The following is a 16,073-nucleotide window of genomic DNA, read 5'->3' on the forward strand; positions in this document are numbered from 1 at the left end:
AAACTTTTCGCCGCGAGGGCGGCGCAAACGCTGCGTGGCGCGGGGAAGCTGTGTATACTGTGCAGGAAATCGACTCCGCACTTAATCAATTCAAGAAAATCATGGCCCAAGGTACGCTCTATATTGTTTCTGCTCCCAGTGGCGCAGGGAAATCCAGTCTGATTCAGGCGCTGTTAAAAACGCAGCCGCTGTATGATACGCAAGTGTCTGTTTCACATACCACGCGCGGCATGCGGCCGGGCGAGGCACATGGTGAACATTACTTCTTTGTTCAACAGCATGAGTTCGAAAAGATGATCGAGGAAGATGCCTTCCTTGAGCACGCGAAAGTTTTCGACAACTATTACGGCACCGCGCGTAAGACGATTGAACAAGTTCTGGCGACCGGCGTAGACGTTTTTCTTGATATTGACTGGCAAGGTGCGCAGCAAATTCGCGCTAAAATGCCTGACGCGCGCAGTATATTTGTATTGCCTCCTTCTAAAGAAGAGCTGGATCGTCGCCTGCGTGGTCGCGGTCAGGACAGCGAAGAGGTCATTGCACGTCGTATGGCACAGGCCGTGGCAGAAATGAGCCACTATGCCGAATACGACTATTTAATCGTGAATGATGATTTTGATTTGGCGTTATCCGATCTGAAAACCATTATTCGCGCAGAACGTCTGCGCATGGCCCGTCAGAAAGCGCGCCATGACGCTTTGATCAGCAAACTGTTGGCAGTCTGAACCCAGTTTCAGTATGATGCCGAGTCATTTCTTCATCTGTGGAGTAGCACACCTATGGCACGCGTAACCGTTCAGGACGCAGTAGAAAAAGTGGGTAATCGTTTTGACCTGGTGTTGGTCGCTGCACGTCGTGCACGTCAGATGCAGGTAGGCGGAAAAGATCCGCTGGTTCCCGAAGAGAACGATAAACACACCGTTATCGCATTGCGCGAAATCGAAGAAGGTTTGGTCACCAATCAGATTTTAGATGTGCGTGATCGTCAGGAGCAGCAAGAGCAGGAAGCCGCGGAGTTACAGGCCGTTACCGCTATCGCTGAAGGTCGTCGTTAACAGCTAGCTGCAGGTCAACCTTGTATCTGTTTGAAAGTCTCAATCAACTGATTGAACAATACTTGCCTGAGGACCAGATTAAGCGCCTCAAGCAAGCCTATCTCGTATCACGTGATGCCCACGAGGGACAGACACGCTCCAGCGGCGAGCCTTACATCACGCATCCTGTCGCGGTAGCCTGTATTTTGGCAGAAATGAAGCTCGACCATGAAACCCTCATGGCCGCGCTTTTGCATGACGTCATTGAAGACACGCCTGCCACCTATCAGGATATGGAACAGCTGTTTGGTAAGAGCGTTGCCGAGCTGGTTGAAGGCGTTTCAAAGCTGGATAAGCTGAAATTCCGTGATAAGAAAGAGGCGCAGGCAGAGAACTTCCGCAAGATGATTATGGCGATGGTGCAGGATATCCGCGTCATTCTCATCAAGCTGGCTGACCGCACCCACAACATGCGTACGCTCGGGTCGTTACGTCCTGATAAACGCCGTCGCATCGCGCTGGAAACGCTGGAAATATACAGTCCTCTGGCACATCGCCTGGGGATTCATCACCTAAAAACGGAACTGGAAGAGCTGGGTTTTGAAGCGCTCTACCCCAATCGTTTTCGGGTGATTAAAGAGGTCGTGAAAGCGGCCCGTGGCAACCGTAAAGAGATGATTCAAAAAATCCTCTCTGAGATCGACGGTCGCCTGCAGGAAGCCGGTATTCCCTGCCGGGTAAGCGGGCGCGAAAAGCACCTTTACTCGATTTACCGCAAAATGACGCTGAAAGAGCAGCGTTTTCACTCGATCATGGATATTTACGCCTTTCGCGTTATCGTGAAAGATTTGGATACCTGCTACCGCGTCCTGGGCCAGATGCACAGCTTATACAAGCCACGTCCGGGGCGGGTAAAAGACTATATCGCCATTCCCAAAGCTAACGGCTATCAATCTCTGCATACCTCTATGATCGGGCCGCATGGCGTACCGGTTGAGGTGCAAATCCGTACCGAAGATATGGATCAGATGGCCGAAATGGGGGTTGCCGCGCACTGGGCTTATAAACAAGCTGGCGAAAGCGGCACCACGGCGCAAATTCGTGCCCAGCGCTGGCTGCAAAGCCTGCTGGAGCTGCAACAGAGCGCCGGTAGCTCATTTGAATTCATTGAAAGCGTGAAGTCCGATCTCTTCCCGGATGAGATCTACGTCTTTACGCCAGAAGGCCGCATCGTCGAATTGCCGACCGGCTCCACGCCGGTCGATTTTGCCTATGCAGTACATACCGATATTGGTCATGCCTGTGTGGGCGCGCGCGTTGACCGTCAGCCTTATCCGCTGTCCCAGACGCTCACCAGCGGCCAGACCATTGAGATTATTACTGCGCCCGGCGCACGTCCTAACGCCGCCTGGCTCAACTTTGTGGTCAGTTCCAAAGCGCGCGCTAAGATTCGTCAGCTTCTGAAAAACCTCAAGCGTGAAGACTCGGTAAATCTGGGACGTCGCCTGCTCAGCCATGCGATGGGCGGCAGTCGTAAACTGGCGGAAGTGCCGGCTGAAAACATCAAGCATGAGCTTGACCGCATGAAGCTGACCTCGCTGGACGATCTGTTAGCAGAAATCGGCCTGGGGAATGCAATGAGCGTGGTGGTGGCCAAAAACCTGCTTCAAACTGACACTAACGCGCTCAATAACAACAAAAAACAGGGCAAGCTGCCCATCAAAGGCGCAGACGGCGTACTCATTACCTTTGCGAAATGCTGTCGTCCTATTCCCGGCGATCCGATTGTTGCACACGTCAGTCCGGGTAAAGGCCTGGTTGTTCACCATGAATCCTGTCGAAATATTCGCGGCTATCAAAAAGAGCCAGAAAAATTCATGCCGGTGGAGTGGGATAAAGTCACGGAGCAAGAGTTCGTGGCTGAGATCAAGGTCGATATGTTTAACCACCAGGGCGCACTGGCGAACCTGACGGCAGCGATCAACACGGCGGGCTCCAATATTCAGAGCCTGAATACTGAAGAACGCGATGGCCGCGTTTACAGTGCCTTTATCCGTCTGACCGCACGCGATCGAGTCCACCTGGCGAATATCATGCGTAAAATTCGTGTGATGCCGGATGTGATTAAAGTTCACCGCAACCGTAACTAGTGCATGAATCCTCAACGCTTTTCTCGTATTCAGGAAATGCTGGCCCTGCGTCAGCATGACCTTACCGTCTGCATGGAGCAGGTGCATAAACCGCACAACGTTTCCGCGGTGATCCGCACTGCGGATGCGGTGGGGATTCATGAGGTCCATGCCGTGTGGCCAAGCCAACGCATGCGAACCCAGGCTTCGGCTTCGGCCGGCAGCAATAGCTGGGTAAAGGTTGTGACGCACCGTTCAATCACCGACGCTATTGGCCATCTTAAAACGCAAAAGATGCAGATACTGGCGACAAACCTCTCTGCTGACGCTGTGGATTTTCGTGAGATTGATTACACCAAACCCACGTGCATTTTGATGGGTCAGGAAAAAACCGGTATCACAGATGAAGCCCTGGCACTGGCCGATCGTCACATCATTATTCCGATGGTGGGAATGGTTCAGTCACTCAACGTTTCCGTTGCGTCCGCGCTGATTCTTTATGAAGCCCAGCGCCAGCGGCAAAATGCCGGTATGTATCAACGCCAGTCCAGCCTTCTGGCACACGAAGAACAACAGCGCCTGCTGTTTGAAGGGGGCTATCCTGTTCTGGCGCGCGTGGCAAAACATAAACGGATGCCCTATCCCCATATCAACGCGCAGGGCGAGATAGAAGCCGATGACACTTGGTGGGCAACGATGCAAGCAACAGGCAGAAGTAAGAAATGAAAGGCCATCTGCTGGATGCCATACCGCTCAGTACCCTGACCGGCGTCGGCGCCAGCCAGGCAGCAAAGCTGGCTAAAATTGGCCTGCATACTATCCAGGATTTACTGCTACACCTTCCTCTGCGTTATGAAGATCGCACCCAGCTTTATGCTATCAACGACCTGTTACCGGGAATTTGGGCAACGGTCGAAGGCGACGTGCTGCATACCGACATTACTTTTGGCCGCCGACGTATGATGGTGTGCCAGATCGGCGATGGCAGCGGCGTGTTAACCATGCGCTTCTTCAACTTCAATGCCGGTATGAAAAACAGCCTCGCACCCGGCCGCCGGGTAACCGCCTGGGGCGAAATTAAACGCGGGCAGCGCGGCGCAGAAATTATCCATCCGGAATACCGCGTACAGGGCGAGCACAGCCATGTGACGCTGGAAGAAACCCTGACGCCGGTCTATCCCACAACCGAAGGCATTCGTCAGGCAACACTGCGCAATCTTACCGACCAGGCATTAACTCTGCTGGAAAACTGCCCTATTACGGAACTGTTGCCGCAGGCGTTAAGCGGCGGACTGATCAGCCTGCCCGACGCCTTACGCACGCTGCATCGTCCCCCACCCGATGTCAAACTCAGCGAACTTGAAAGTGGGCAGCATCCCGCTCAGCGCAGGCTGATTCTTGAAGAACTGCTGGCGCATAATCTCAGTATGCTGGCGGTTCGGGCCGGTGCGCAGCGCCATTACGCGCTGCCGATGCCCGCCCGTCATACGTTGAGTGACCGCTTACTGGCCGCCCTGCCTTTTTCCCCCACTGCCGCCCAAAAACGCGTCGTGGCAGAAATTGAAAAAGACTTAGCGCACGATTATCCCATGTTGCGGCTTGTCCAGGGTGACGTGGGATCGGGTAAAACGCTGGTCGCGGCCCTTGCAGCCCTGAACGTTATCGCCCACGGCAAACAGGTGGCGCTGATGGCACCGACAGAGTTGCTGGCTGAGCAGCATGCCAATAATTTCCGTCAGTGGCTTGCGCCACTTGGCCTGGAAGTCGGCTGGCTGGCGGGCAAACAAAAAGGGAAAGCGCGTCAGGCGCAGCAAGATGCTATTGCCAGCGGCAACGTAGCCATGGTGGTCGGTACGCATGCCCTGTTTCAGGAGCAGGTGAAGTTCAACGGTCTGGCGCTGGTGATTATTGATGAACAACACCGTTTTGGGGTTCACCAGCGGCTGGCGCTGTGGGAAAAAGGGGAAGAGCAGGGTTTCCATCCTCACCAGTTGATCATGACCGCCACACCGATTCCGCGTACCCTGGCGATGACCGCTTATGCCGATCTCGATACCTCAACCATTGATGAGCTGCCGCCGGGCAGAACGCCGGTGACGACTGTCGCCATTCCTGACAGCCGTCGCAGTGAGATCATTGCCCGGGTGCAAAGCGCTTGCCATGAAGGTCGTCAGGCTTACTGGGTCTGTACGCTGATTGAAGAGTCCGATCTGCTCGAAGCCCAGGCCGCAGAAGCGACATGGGAAGAGTTAAAAATCGCGCTGCCGGACTTACAGGTAGGGCTGGTGCACGGCCGCATGAAGCCAGCGGAGAAACTGGCGGTGATGCAGGCCTTCAAAGCGAACGAGATACAGCTGCTGATCGCCACGACCGTTATCGAGGTCGGCGTGGATGTGCCAAACGCCAGCCTGATGATCATTGAAAATCCAGAACGCCTCGGTCTTGCCCAGCTTCACCAGCTGCGCGGGCGCGTAGGCCGTGGCGCAGTCGCGTCTCACTGCGTACTGCTGTATAAAGCGCCGCTGAGCAAAACGGCACAGAAGCGTTTACAGGTGCTGCGCGACAGCAACGACGGCTTTGTGATTGCCCAACACGATCTGGAGATCCGCGGGCCGGGCGAACTGCTGGGTACGCGCCAAACCGGTAACGCGGAGTTTAAGGTCGCCGATCTCCTGCGCGATCAGGCTATGATTCCTGAAGTACAACGCGTCGCGCGGCACATCCACCAGCACTATCCCGAACAGGCCCAGGCACTGATCGAGCGCTGGCTACCGGAAACCGGCCGCTACAGCAACGCCTGACGCCTTTTTTTGCACCACCAGGCAAACGTTTGCTTTTGATCCGTGGACGATTACAATCGCCACACTTTTTTTTGGGAACCGTTACGATGTCAACCAATCAGCAGCTTAACCCGACTACCGCCAGTAAAAGTGAACTGATTTACCGTCTGGAAGATCGTCCGCCACTTACGCAAACCCTGTTTGCGGCCGGTCAGCATCTGCTGGCCATGTTTGTCGCCGTGATTACGCCCGCGCTGTTGATCTGCCAGGCATTGGGTTTACCGGCACAGGACACGCAGCACATTATCAGCATGTCCCTGTTCGCCTCTGGCGTGGCATCCGTTCTGCAAATCAAAACCTGGGGGCCGGTCGGCTCAGGCTTGCTGTCCATTCAGGGCACCAGCTTTAACTTTGTGACGCCGCTGATTATGGGCGGCATGGCGCTGAAAAATGGCGGCGCAGATGTGCCCACCATGATGGCAGCGCTGTTTGGCACCTTGATGGTGGCATCCTGCACGGAAATGGTACTGTCGCGGGTGCTGCATCTGGCACGCCGTATCATCACGCCTCTGGTATCTGGTATTGTCGTGATGATCATTGGATTGTCCCTTATTCAGGTTGGCCTGACGTCCGTCGGTGGTGGTTTCGCCGCCATGAACGACCACAGCTTCGGCGCGCCTAAAAACCTGCTACTGGCCGGTGCGGTCTTGTTGGTTATTATCCTTCTGAACCGTCAGAAAAATCCTTACCTGCGCGTCGCCTCACTGGTGATTGCCATGGCGGTTGGCTACCTGCTCGCCTGGGCGCTGGATATGCTGCCATCCATCAATACGCCCGCAAACCAGCCACTGATTGCGCTACCGACTCCACTCTATTACGGCCTGGGGTTTGACTGGAACCTGCTTATCCCGCTGATGCTGGTGTTTATGGTGACCTCGCTGGAAACCATTGGTGATATCACCGCCACCTCTGACGTGTCGGAGCAGCCGGTGAGCGGTCCTTTGTATATGAAGCGCCTGAAAGGCGGCGTGCTGGCGAATGGCCTTAACTCGTTTGTGTCTGCCCTGTTTAATACCTTCCCCAACTCCTGCTTTGGACAGAATAACGGCGTTATCCAACTTACCGGTGTTGCCAGCCGCTATGTTGGTTTTGTCGTGGCGCTGATGCTTATCCTGCTGGGCCTGTTCCCGGCGGTCAGTGGACTGGTACAGCATATCCCTGAGCCGGTTCTGGGCGGTGCCACTATTGTGATGTTTGGGACCATCGCAGCATCCGGCGTGCGTATTGTCTCCAGAGAGCCGCTGAACCGACGCGCCATCATGATTATCGCCCTCTCGCTGGCCGCAGGGCTTGGCGTGTCACAGCAACCGCTGATTCTGCAGTTTGCGCCTGACTGGCTGAAAACCTTGCTCTCTTCGGGTATTGCCGCAGGCGGTATTACGGCGATTGTGCTTAATCTGATCTTCCCACCGGAAAAGTGATTTTAAAGGCAGGTCAGGACCTGCCTGCTATTTATGCTGATTTACATCCAGGCGGTTGAGCTATAACGCTAATTCAGGCATAACAACCTTTCAGCGGACTGAACCCGGGAAGGATACGATGAAATTTATAGGAAAGTTTTTCCTCACCTTATTGTTACTGCTACTGTTTGCGTTAGTGGTGCTGTATGTACTGCTGCAGACACAGTGGGGCGCGGGCTGGTTTAGCCGTTGGGTGAGCGACAAAACGGAATGGCATCTGTCGCTGAGTAAAATCGAACATAACTTTTCATCACCCTCGCACATTATTCTGGATGACTTCAGTTTTGGCCATGATGGACAGCCGGCTGTGCTGGTCGCCAGGCGCGTCGACTTGGGCATTGCCCTGTTGCAGTTCAGCGATCCTTTTCACTTTGCCAGCATAGAATTACGTGACGGTGAGGTTAATCTTGCTAACCTGGCAACGAATAGCGCATTACCCGTGCAGGCTAACCGCCTGCAACTGAACAATATGCGCATCGACAGCCCCTCTTCGGCGTTACCGCTTTCAGCCCTGCAGGTGAATGGCGGTATAGTGCCGTGGGCCCCGTTGACTGGCGATGTGCTGGGACGGGATGCGCAGTTCCAGATGAGCGCAGGCAAGATGACGCTAAACCGCGTTGCGGGTGAAAATGTGCTGATTCAGGGCAATGTGTCACAGGGCCGCATGGTGTTTAGCAACATCGGTGCTGATTTAGCCCGCGGTTCCATGACCGGTAACGGGGAACGTGATGCGCAGGGAAACTGGAAGATCACTCAACTCCGCCTGAACGATATCCGTTTGCAAACCGCCAGCACGCTTGTTGATTTCCTGAAACCCTTTGAAGAAGTGCCGTCGGTGACGCTAAACCGCGTCGACATTACCGATGCCCGGCTGCAGGGCCCTGACTGGGCGGTAACCGATCTCGATCTGACACTGAAAAATCTCAGCTGGAAAGGCCGGGACTGGCAGAGTCAGGATGGGTCACTGGCGATGAACGCCGGTAACTTTATCAACGGCAAATTCGAGCTTAACGATCCCATCATCAACATGGACTTCTCGCCACAGGGCATTGCCCTGACCCAGTTCAGCTCGCGCTGGGCCAACGGCGTCATCCGTGCCGACGGAAACTGGTCGCGTAACGACAAGCAATTGACGCTGAATAATCTTGCCGTCGCGGGCCTGGAATATACGCTGCCGCAGAACTGGCGGGCGTTATGGCAGGCTCCCCTTCCCGACTGGCTGGGCGGCCTTACCGTGAACCGTTTCACCTCAAACCGTAATTTGATCATCGATATCAACCCTGCGTTTCCTTTCCAGCTCACCTCACTGGATGGCAGCGGGGAGAATCTGCAGCTGGCCCGTCAGCATCAATGGGGAATCTGGTCAGGTAAACTCAGCCTGAACGCTGCGGAATCGACCTTTAACCGCACCGATCTGCGCCATCCGTCCATTGCGCTGGAGGCTGACGATCAACAAATCAAGGTGACGGAACTGAGCGCGTTTAGTGGTAAAGGTTTACTGGAAGGCACGGCAACGGTAGGACAGCAAGCCGTCCGTCCTCTCAGCCTGAATCTCACGGGGCGCGGCGTACCGGTCAATGTCTTGCAAAACTGGGGCTGGCCCGCGCTTCCACTGGAAGGTGACAGCAATTTTCAGTTGCGACTCAATGCCTCACTGAAGGACGGGCAGCCGTTAGCCCCCTCAGTTAATGCCACGCTGTCGGTGAATACAGACAGCCAGCAACTGCAGCAAACCATGCAGGCAGGACAGGTGAAGTAAAAACACACAGGGCCGCAATCGCGGCCCTGTTGTTTAATTGATGCGTGCCCCTGAGCCGCCTTCTTCCAGCGGCCCGTCAGGGTCAACGGGCAACACGATGTAGACCGCTTCAAACACCGCGCCACACTCATCATCACCAAATAACTGCACATCAAGCTGAACCCGGGCTTTACGGCCTCGCGCCAGGCGATCGAGATCGCCACTCAATGATCCGAGGTCGGCAATGGCACCCGGCCTGCCCGTAATCGGACGGCTGTAGCGTATGTGCGCATCAGCCAGAATAATGGTGCCGCCCAGGTGGCGCTCACGCAGCAACAACCAGATCAGTCCCCAGCCGGTAAGCGTTGCCAGCGAAAACAGACTTCCGGCAAACAGGGTATGGTGCGGATTTTGGTTGCCGGTTTCCGGCATGGTGGTAATAAATTTTTGCCCGGTGTATTGCAGGATGCGCACGCCCATTTTCTCACTCAACGGAATGTGCTCATACCAGGCCTGCTGCAACTGCCCGCACCAGTCAGCGCGGTGTAAAATATCATCCAGCGTGACAACCGGTTTAATCATCAGGAAGTGACGCACCGGCGTGGTTTGCGGTGCGGTAATCTCGCCCTGATTGACGTATCCGAGCTTGGCGAAGAACGCCACCGCGTCCTCACGCGCGCTGCACGTCACGCGCTTTACGCCTTCCTGACGCGCTACCGACTCCAGCGTCATCGCCACCAGCGTGCCCAGACCTTTTCCCTGGACGGTAGGATGTACAGCAAGGAAGCGGATAGCCGCCTCATTATCCGCATTGATGTAAAGTCGCCCTACCGCAACGGGTTTACCTTGTTCATCCACCACCATTTGATGATGCGCTAACGCATCCCAGGCATCACGCTCAGAACCCTGCGGCTGATGCAGCGGCTTTCGTAACATTTCCCAGCGGAACTGATAATACACATCCAGCTCTTCCGCCGTTTGTGGCACACGAAGATGATACATAAAGTGTTTCTCTCGTTCTGATGCGGGGTTGCGGATGTTTAGCCGCGCGGTATGTGGCGTCATACCTGTAACCAGAAGGTTACCGGCCCGTCGTTAACCAACGCCACCTGCATATCAGCAGCAAAGCGGCCATTGGCGGTCGTCACATCATGGCGACGGCAACACGCGCTGAAATAGTCGTAGAGACGTTCCGCTTCTTGCGGCTCCGCCCCACCAGAAAATGAGGGGCGCATGCCCTTTTGCGTATCGGCAGCCAGCGTAAACTGCGACACCACCAGCGCACTCCCGCCCGCCTGTTTGACGTTCAGGTTCATCTTGCCCTGTTCATCACTGAAAATGCGATAACCCAGTACGCGCTCCGCCAGCCGCTCGGCGTGCTTTTCATCATCACCTTTTTCAACACCCAACAGAATCAACAACCCCTGTCCGATTTCACCCACAACCGCGTTATCGATACTGACGCTGGCACGCTGTACGCGTTGAATTAAAGCAATCATCCGTCCTCTCGTTCTTTTTCTCTTTCCTGCCGTTTGAACTGGCGGTAGTCATCTAAGGTGACGGTAATCTCTGCGCCGAGGAGTACGATACACCAGGTCCAGTAAACCCACAGGAATAAAATGGGGATCACCGCCAGCACACCATAGATCAGTTGGTATGACGGGAACATCGTAACATACAGCGCAAAGCCCTTTTTCCCCAGTTCAAATAACAGCCCGGCGACCAGCGCCCCCGTAAGCGCATCGCGCGCGGGCACCCGCTGTGTCGGGACAATACTGTATAGCAGCCAAAACGATAGCCATGATAAGAGCAACGGAAAGAAACGCAGCATCTGATCGACCAGACTGGTTACCCCCGTCACATTTATCCACTTCAACGACAGCAGATAAGAGCTGATGGCTAAACTGGCACCCGCCAGTAACGGCCCGAGCGTTAATATCATCCAGTACACCGCAAAGGAATAGACCAGCGGCCGCTTTTTGTCGCTGCGCCAGATAGCATTCAGGGCCGAATCAACGGAATGCATCAGCAACAGCGCCGTCACGATCAGGCCGACGGCACCCACGGCCGTCATACGATGGACGTTGGCCACAAACTGCTCAAGATAACGTTGCAGCGTATTACCTGCAGCCGGCATGAAGTTGGTAAAAATGAAATTCTTAAGCTGGACGCTGATGTCAGAGAACACAGGAAACGCCGCAAACAGCGCAAAGACCACGGCAATCAGCGGAACCAGCGCCAGTAACGACACAAAAGCCAGGTTACCGGCCTGCGTCGTCATGGCGTCATTATCAATGCGTTTCCACAGCAGCTTGAGCCACAGCCAGAACGCATGAAACCCGGGGCGAAAATGACGTAACTTCATGGCTTAATGCCGACCCGCGAACCAGTCAGGTACGGTGGTGCTATCGGTCACCAGCACAGTCTCAATCCCCAAGGCGCGTGCACCCTCAATGTTCTGCGCGTTGTCATCGAAGAACACGGCCTGATCGGCGCTAAAGCCTTCAGCGGCCAAAACATGCTGATAGATTCTCGCTTCAGGTTTGCGCATGCCCAGCTCCTGCGACAAATAGATCTTGTCGGCCGCCTGCTGCACGTCAGGATACTGCGTCGGCCAGAAGGTACAATGCAGCGCGTTGGTGTTGGAGAGAATCACCACTCGATGTCCCTCCTGCCGCAGTTGATGCATTATCGCCAGCGTATCCGGGCGGACGCCAACGAATATTGCCTGCCAGCCTGCCGCAAACTGTTCATAGCTCAGTGCGATATCCAGCTTTTCACACAGGGCTTCAGCGAAGGCTTCGTCACTGATTTCACCGCGCTCATGCTGCTCAAATGCCTCATCCATATGGAAGTGACTTTGAAGTGATGCCAGTGGCACGCGGCTAAGGTCACTCCAGACACCTAACACGCGGTTAAAGTCGATATCAATAATCACATTGCCCAAATCAAAGATATAAAGCATGGTGCCTCCTCGGGTTCCCTGGATCATTCACTCTAGCGGTAAAAGCGCAGCCTGAACAGGCAGCCTGGACGAGAAAAATAGAAACGCTAAGTTAAGGCACGACGGCACGACGTTGAAAGGGGATAGAGAAGAAGTTACGGGCTGGTTTAGGCTGGATTTAACTCTGTATGACAATCGCGCAGGCAAAAAAAGCCCCGTTAAACGGGGCTTCTTACATGCATTTACGCGTCTTTAGGACCGCGTGAAGCACGCTTACGATCGTTCTCGGTCAGGTGACGTTTACGGATACGCACGGACTGAGGGGTAACTTCGACCAGTTCGTCGTCATCAATGAACTCGATAGCCTGCTCAAGTGTCATTTTGATCGGTGGAACCAGTGTCGTTGCTTCGTCTGTACCGGAAGCACGCATGTTAGTCAGCTTCTTACCGGTCAGGCAGTTTACGGTCAGGTCGTTAGAACGACTGTGAATACCGATGATCTGACCTTCATAGACTTCTGCACCGTGACCCAGGAACAGCTTACCGCGATCCTGCAGACCGAACAGGGCGAAAGCAACCGCTTTACCCTGGCCGTTGGAGATCAGAACGCCGTTCTGACGCTGGCCCACTTCGCCCGGACGAATATCATCGTAGTGGCTAAAGGTGGAGTACAGCAGACCGGTACCTGATGTCATGGTCATAAATTCGTTACGGAAACCGATCAGACCACGGCTTGGGATCACGTAGTCAAGACGTACGCGGCCTTTACCATCTGGGTCCATGTTTTTCAGGTCGCCTTTACGCTCGCCCATGGCTTGCATAACGGAACCCTGATGCGTTTCTTCGATATCCAGCGTCACGTTCTCGAACGGCTCTTGCTTACGGCCTTCGAATTCGCGGAAGATAACTTTCGGACGGGATACCGCCAGTTCGAAACCTTCACGACGCATGTTCTCGATCAGAACAGACAGGTGCAGCTCACCACGGCCCGATACACGGAACGCGTCAGCATCTTCAGTTTCTTCAACACGCAGTGCTACGTTGTGAACCAGTTCTTTGTTCAGACGCTCAAGGATCTGACGTGACGTCACGTACTTACCTTCTTTACCGCAGAACGGTGAGGTGTTGACGTTAAAGAACATCGTGACCGTTGGCTCATCCACGCTCAGTGCTGGCAGGGCCTGCACATTCTGCGGATCACAAATGGTGTCAGAAATGTTCAGTTCACCCAGACCGGTGATAGCAATGATATCGCCCGCTTCTGCCATGTCGCTGTCAATACGCTCCAGGCCCAGGTGAGTCAGCACTTTACCGACTTTACCGTTACGCGTTTTACCTTCGCTATCAATGATAGTGACTTGCTGGTTAGGCTTCACTTTACCGCGCTTAATGCGGCCGATGCCGATAACGCCCAGGTAGTTGTTGTAGTCCAGCTGAGAGATTTGCATCTGCAGCGGCGCGTCAGCTTCAACCTGTGGAGGCGATACGTGGTCAACGATAGCCTGATACAGCGGGGTCATATCGTCAGCCATGTCTGTATGCTCAAGACCGGCAATACCATTCAGCGCAGAGGCAAAAATGATAGGGAAGTCCAACTGCTCGTCAGTCGCATCCAGGTTAACGAACAGGTCAAATACCTGATCAACAACCCAGTCAGGACGTGCGCCAGGACGGTCGACTTTGTTGATAACCACAATCGGCTTCAAACCATGCGCGAACGCTTTTTTGGTTACGAAGCGGGTTTGCGGCATAGGGCCATCCATCGCATCTACAACCAACAGTACCGAATCCACCATAGACATTACGCGTTCAACTTCACCACCGAAGTCGGCGTGTCCTGGGGTATCAACGATGTTGATACGGTAGTCGTTCCATTTAATGGCGGTATTTTTTGCGAGGATGGTAATCCCACGCTCTTTCTCCAAATCATTGGAGTCCATCACACGCTCGGTGGCTTCAGTACGGGCATCAAAAGTACCAGACTGTTGCAGCAGTTTATCAACCAGGGTGGTCTTTCCATGGTCAACGTGCGCGATGATGGCGATGTTACGCAAATTTTCGATCACAGCTTTTTTGCCTCAGGCATTAGAAATAACGCGGTATTGTACACGGATTAAGCGGGAGACTGAACACGATCACACTTTTCACTGAAAGTTTATTGCATTGTCGCAAAATCGCACTATTAGCCGTGCAAAATTTGCACTGCATCGAGGTTTTGCACCAAAAAAGTGCTCACTTTCAACTCAGATGCACACAAACAGTGCGTTGCGACTATCATGGTGCATGACTTATATGACAAAAAGGTGCATGACAGCGCGATTTTGTGCAAAGAAATAAAGTTGGCACAGAATTCGCTTTGTATTATCCAGACGAAAACGATGTAAGACAACGGTTGCAGAGCTGGTCAGGATCAGATTCAGGAATGGTCGTTAACAGTCGTTCATTCCGTAACCCGGTTCTCACTATGTAGACAATGACCATTTCCAGGAGAGTTGAGTATGTCCGCTGAACACGTTCTCTCGATGATGAACGAGCATGAAGTTAAGTTTGTTGACCTGCGTTTTACCGATACCAAAGGTAAAGAACAGCACGTTACTATTCCGGCTCACCAGGTTAACGCTGACTTCTTCGAAGAAGGCAAAATGTTCGATGGCTCTTCCATCGGCGGCTGGAAAGGGATTAATGAATCAGACATGGTACTGATGCCTGATGCAACCACGGCGGTGATGGACCCTTTCTTTGAAGATTCTACGCTGATTATTCGTTGCGACATCCTTGAGCCAGGCACCATGCAGGGCTATGACCGTGACCCACGCTCTATCGCTAAGCGTGCTGAAGACTACCTGCGCGCTTCAGGCATTGCGGACACCGTTCTGTTTGGCCCAGAGCCAGAATTCTTCCTGTTCGACGATATCCGTTTTGGTTCTTCAACGTCTGGCTCACATGTTGCCATCGACGATATCGAAGCGGCATGGAACACCAGTAAAGAATATGAAGGCGGTAACAAAGGTCACCGTCCAGGTCTGAAAGGCGGTTACTTCCCGGTGCCACCGGTTGACTCATCACAGGACATCCGTTCTGCCATGTGTCTGACCATGGAGCAAATGGGCCTGGTGGTTGAAGCCCATCACCATGAAGTCGCAACAGCAGGTCAGAACGAAGTGGCAACGCGCTTCAATACCATGACCAAAAAAGCTGACGAAATTCAGATCTACAAATATGTCGTGCACAACGTCGCCCACGCCTACGGCAAAACCGCGACCTTTATGCCAAAACCTATGTTTGGTGACAACGGTTCCGGTATGCACTGCCACATGTCGCTGTCTAAAGGCGGTCAGAACCTGTTCTCTGGCGATAAGTACGGCGGCCTGTCTGAAATGGCACTGTTCTACATCGGCGGTATCATCAAACACGCTAAAGCCATTAACGCCCTGGCGAACCCGACCACCAACTCGTACAAACGTCTGGTGCCCGGTTATGAAGCCCCGGTCATGCTGGCCTACTCAGCACGTAACCGTTCAGCCTCAATCCGTATCCCGGTGGTTGCCAGCCCGAAAGCGCGTCGTATTGAAGCCCGCTTCCCGGACCCGGCTGCTAACCCATACCTGGCGTTCACCGCCCTGCTGATGGCTGGCCTTGATGGCATCATCAACAAAATCCATCCTGGTGACGCGATGGACAAAAACCTGTATGACCTGCCACCGGAAGAAGAAGCTGAGATTCCAAAAGTTGCAGGTTCACTGGAAGAAGCGCTGATTGCCCTGAACGAAGACCGCGAGTTCCTGACCCGTGGCGGCGTGTTTACTGATGATGCTATCGATGCCTACATCGAACTGCGTAAATCAGAAAACGATCGTGTTCGCATGACGCCGCACCCGGTTGAGTTCGAACTGTACTACAGCGTTTAATTTCAGAGTAAGCAAATGGG

13 protein-coding genes are annotated in these 16,073 nt (G+C 53.9%); 8 read left to right on the plus strand and 5 right to left on the minus strand.

Annotated features, from left to right (window positions below):
- The first annotated feature begins 101 nt into the window (after positions 1-101).
- From gmk to CMR03_RS06615, 7 genes are all read left to right on the plus strand, one after another.
- Positions 102-725: a guanylate kinase gene (gene gmk / locus CMR03_RS06585; RefSeq protein ID WP_063877732.1), complete on the plus strand. Its 624-nt coding sequence runs from the start codon at positions 102-104 to the stop codon at positions 723-725.
- 54 nt (positions 726-779) lie between these two features.
- Positions 780-1,055, plus strand: a complete 276-nt coding sequence (gene rpoZ, locus CMR03_RS06590; protein WP_063877733.1) for a DNA-directed RNA polymerase subunit omega — start codon at positions 780-782, stop codon at positions 1,053-1,055.
- A gap of 20 nt (positions 1,056-1,075) precedes the next feature.
- Complete coding sequence (gene spoT / locus CMR03_RS06595; RefSeq protein ID WP_063877734.1) at positions 1,076-3,184, plus strand: bifunctional GTP diphosphokinase/guanosine-3',5'-bis pyrophosphate 3'-pyrophosphohydrolase; 2,109 nt, start codon at positions 1,076-1,078, stop codon at positions 3,182-3,184.
- A gap of 3 nt (positions 3,185-3,187) precedes the next feature.
- Positions 3,188-3,889: a tRNA (guanosine(18)-2'-O)-methyltransferase TrmH gene (trmH, locus tag CMR03_RS06600; RefSeq protein WP_096011124.1), complete on the plus strand. Its 702-nt coding sequence runs from the start codon at positions 3,188-3,190 to the stop codon at positions 3,887-3,889.
- Positions 3,886-5,964, plus strand: coding sequence for an ATP-dependent DNA helicase RecG (gene recG, locus CMR03_RS06605; protein ID WP_096011125.1), 2,079 nt, complete (start codon positions 3,886-3,888; stop codon positions 5,962-5,964). Before trmH ends, recG begins: the two co-directional genes overlap by 4 nt.
- Positions 5,965-6,050: 86 nt before the next feature.
- Positions 6,051-7,424 carry a nucleobase:cation symporter-2 family protein gene (locus CMR03_RS06610; RefSeq protein WP_063881062.1) on the plus strand — a complete coding sequence of 458 codons (1,374 nt, stop codon included), beginning with the start codon at positions 6,051-6,053 and terminating at the stop codon, positions 7,422-7,424.
- 118 nt (positions 7,425-7,542) lie between these two features.
- Complete coding sequence (locus CMR03_RS06615) at positions 7,543-9,222, plus strand: AsmA family protein (protein ID WP_096011126.1); 1,680 nt, start codon at positions 7,543-7,545, stop codon at positions 9,220-9,222.
- Between the two features lie 33 nt (positions 9,223-9,255).
- Here CMR03_RS06615 and fabY read toward each other — a convergent pair whose 3' ends face one another.
- The 5 genes from fabY to typA all read right to left on the minus strand — a co-directional run bounded on the left by fabY (position 9,256) and on the right by typA (position 14,211).
- Entirely contained in the window at positions 9,256-10,203 is a 948-nt protein-coding gene (fabY, locus tag CMR03_RS06620) for a fatty acid biosynthesis protein FabY (RefSeq protein WP_026020958.1), read from the minus strand.
- Between the two features lie 59 nt (positions 10,204-10,262).
- A complete protein-coding gene (gene dtd, locus CMR03_RS06625) occupies positions 10,263-10,700 on the minus strand; it encodes a D-aminoacyl-tRNA deacylase (protein WP_063877738.1) in 438 nt (145 codons plus the stop codon).
- On the minus strand, positions 10,697-11,566 hold the full coding sequence (locus tag CMR03_RS06630) for a virulence factor BrkB family protein (RefSeq protein WP_096011127.1): 870 nt from the start codon (positions 11,564-11,566) through the stop codon (positions 10,697-10,699). Before CMR03_RS06630 ends, dtd begins: the two co-directional genes overlap by 4 nt.
- A gap of 3 nt (positions 11,567-11,569) precedes the next feature.
- Positions 11,570-12,166, minus strand: coding sequence for a glucose-1-phosphatase (gene yihX / locus CMR03_RS06635; protein WP_096011128.1), 597 nt, complete (start codon positions 12,164-12,166; stop codon positions 11,570-11,572).
- A gap of 221 nt (positions 12,167-12,387) precedes the next feature.
- Positions 12,388-14,211: a ribosome-dependent GTPase TypA gene (typA, locus tag CMR03_RS06640; RefSeq protein ID WP_063877741.1), complete on the minus strand. Its 1,824-nt coding sequence runs from the start codon at positions 14,209-14,211 to the stop codon at positions 12,388-12,390.
- A gap of 432 nt (positions 14,212-14,643) precedes the next feature.
- Between typA and glnA the strand changes: the two genes are divergently transcribed.
- Positions 14,644-16,053, plus strand: coding sequence for a glutamate--ammonia ligase (glnA, locus tag CMR03_RS06645; protein WP_063877742.1), 1,410 nt, complete (start codon positions 14,644-14,646; stop codon positions 16,051-16,053).
- Positions 16,054-16,073: the final 20 nt, after the last annotated feature.

Source organism: Pantoea allii, from assembly GCF_002307475.1.
GTDB lineage: Bacteria > Pseudomonadota > Gammaproteobacteria > Enterobacterales > Enterobacteriaceae > Pantoea > Pantoea allii.

Excerpts from the sequence above, each read along its gene's own strand:
- gmk (WP_063877732.1), top strand. The coding sequence starts at position 102 with ATGGCCCAAGGTACGCTCTATATTGTTTCTGCTCCCAGTGGCGCAGGG.
- rpoZ (WP_063877733.1), top strand. The coding sequence starts at position 780 with ATGGCACGCGTAACCGTTCAGGACGCAGTAGAAAAAGTGGGTAATCGT.
- trmH (WP_096011124.1), top strand. The coding sequence starts at position 3,188 with ATGAATCCTCAACGCTTTTCTCGTATTCAGGAAATGCTGGCCCTGCGT.
- recG (WP_096011125.1), top strand. The coding sequence starts at position 3,886 with ATGAAAGGCCATCTGCTGGATGCCATACCGCTCAGTACCCTGACCGGC.
- CMR03_RS06610 (WP_063881062.1), top strand. The coding sequence starts at position 6,051 with ATGTCAACCAATCAGCAGCTTAACCCGACTACCGCCAGTAAAAGTGAA.
- CMR03_RS06615 (WP_096011126.1), top strand. The coding sequence starts at position 7,543 with ATGAAATTTATAGGAAAGTTTTTCCTCACCTTATTGTTACTGCTACTG.
- fabY (WP_026020958.1), bottom strand. The coding sequence starts at position 10,203 with ATGTATCATCTTCGTGTGCCACAAACGGCGGAAGAGCTGGATGTGTAT.
- dtd (WP_063877738.1), bottom strand. The coding sequence starts at position 10,700 with ATGATTGCTTTAATTCAACGCGTACAGCGTGCCAGCGTCAGTATCGAT.
- CMR03_RS06630 (WP_096011127.1), bottom strand. The coding sequence starts at position 11,566 with ATGAAGTTACGTCATTTTCGCCCCGGGTTTCATGCGTTCTGGCTGTGG.
- yihX (WP_096011128.1), bottom strand. The coding sequence starts at position 12,166 with ATGCTTTATATCTTTGATTTGGGCAATGTGATTATTGATATCGACTTT.
- glnA (WP_063877742.1), top strand. The coding sequence starts at position 14,644 with ATGTCCGCTGAACACGTTCTCTCGATGATGAACGAGCATGAAGTTAAG.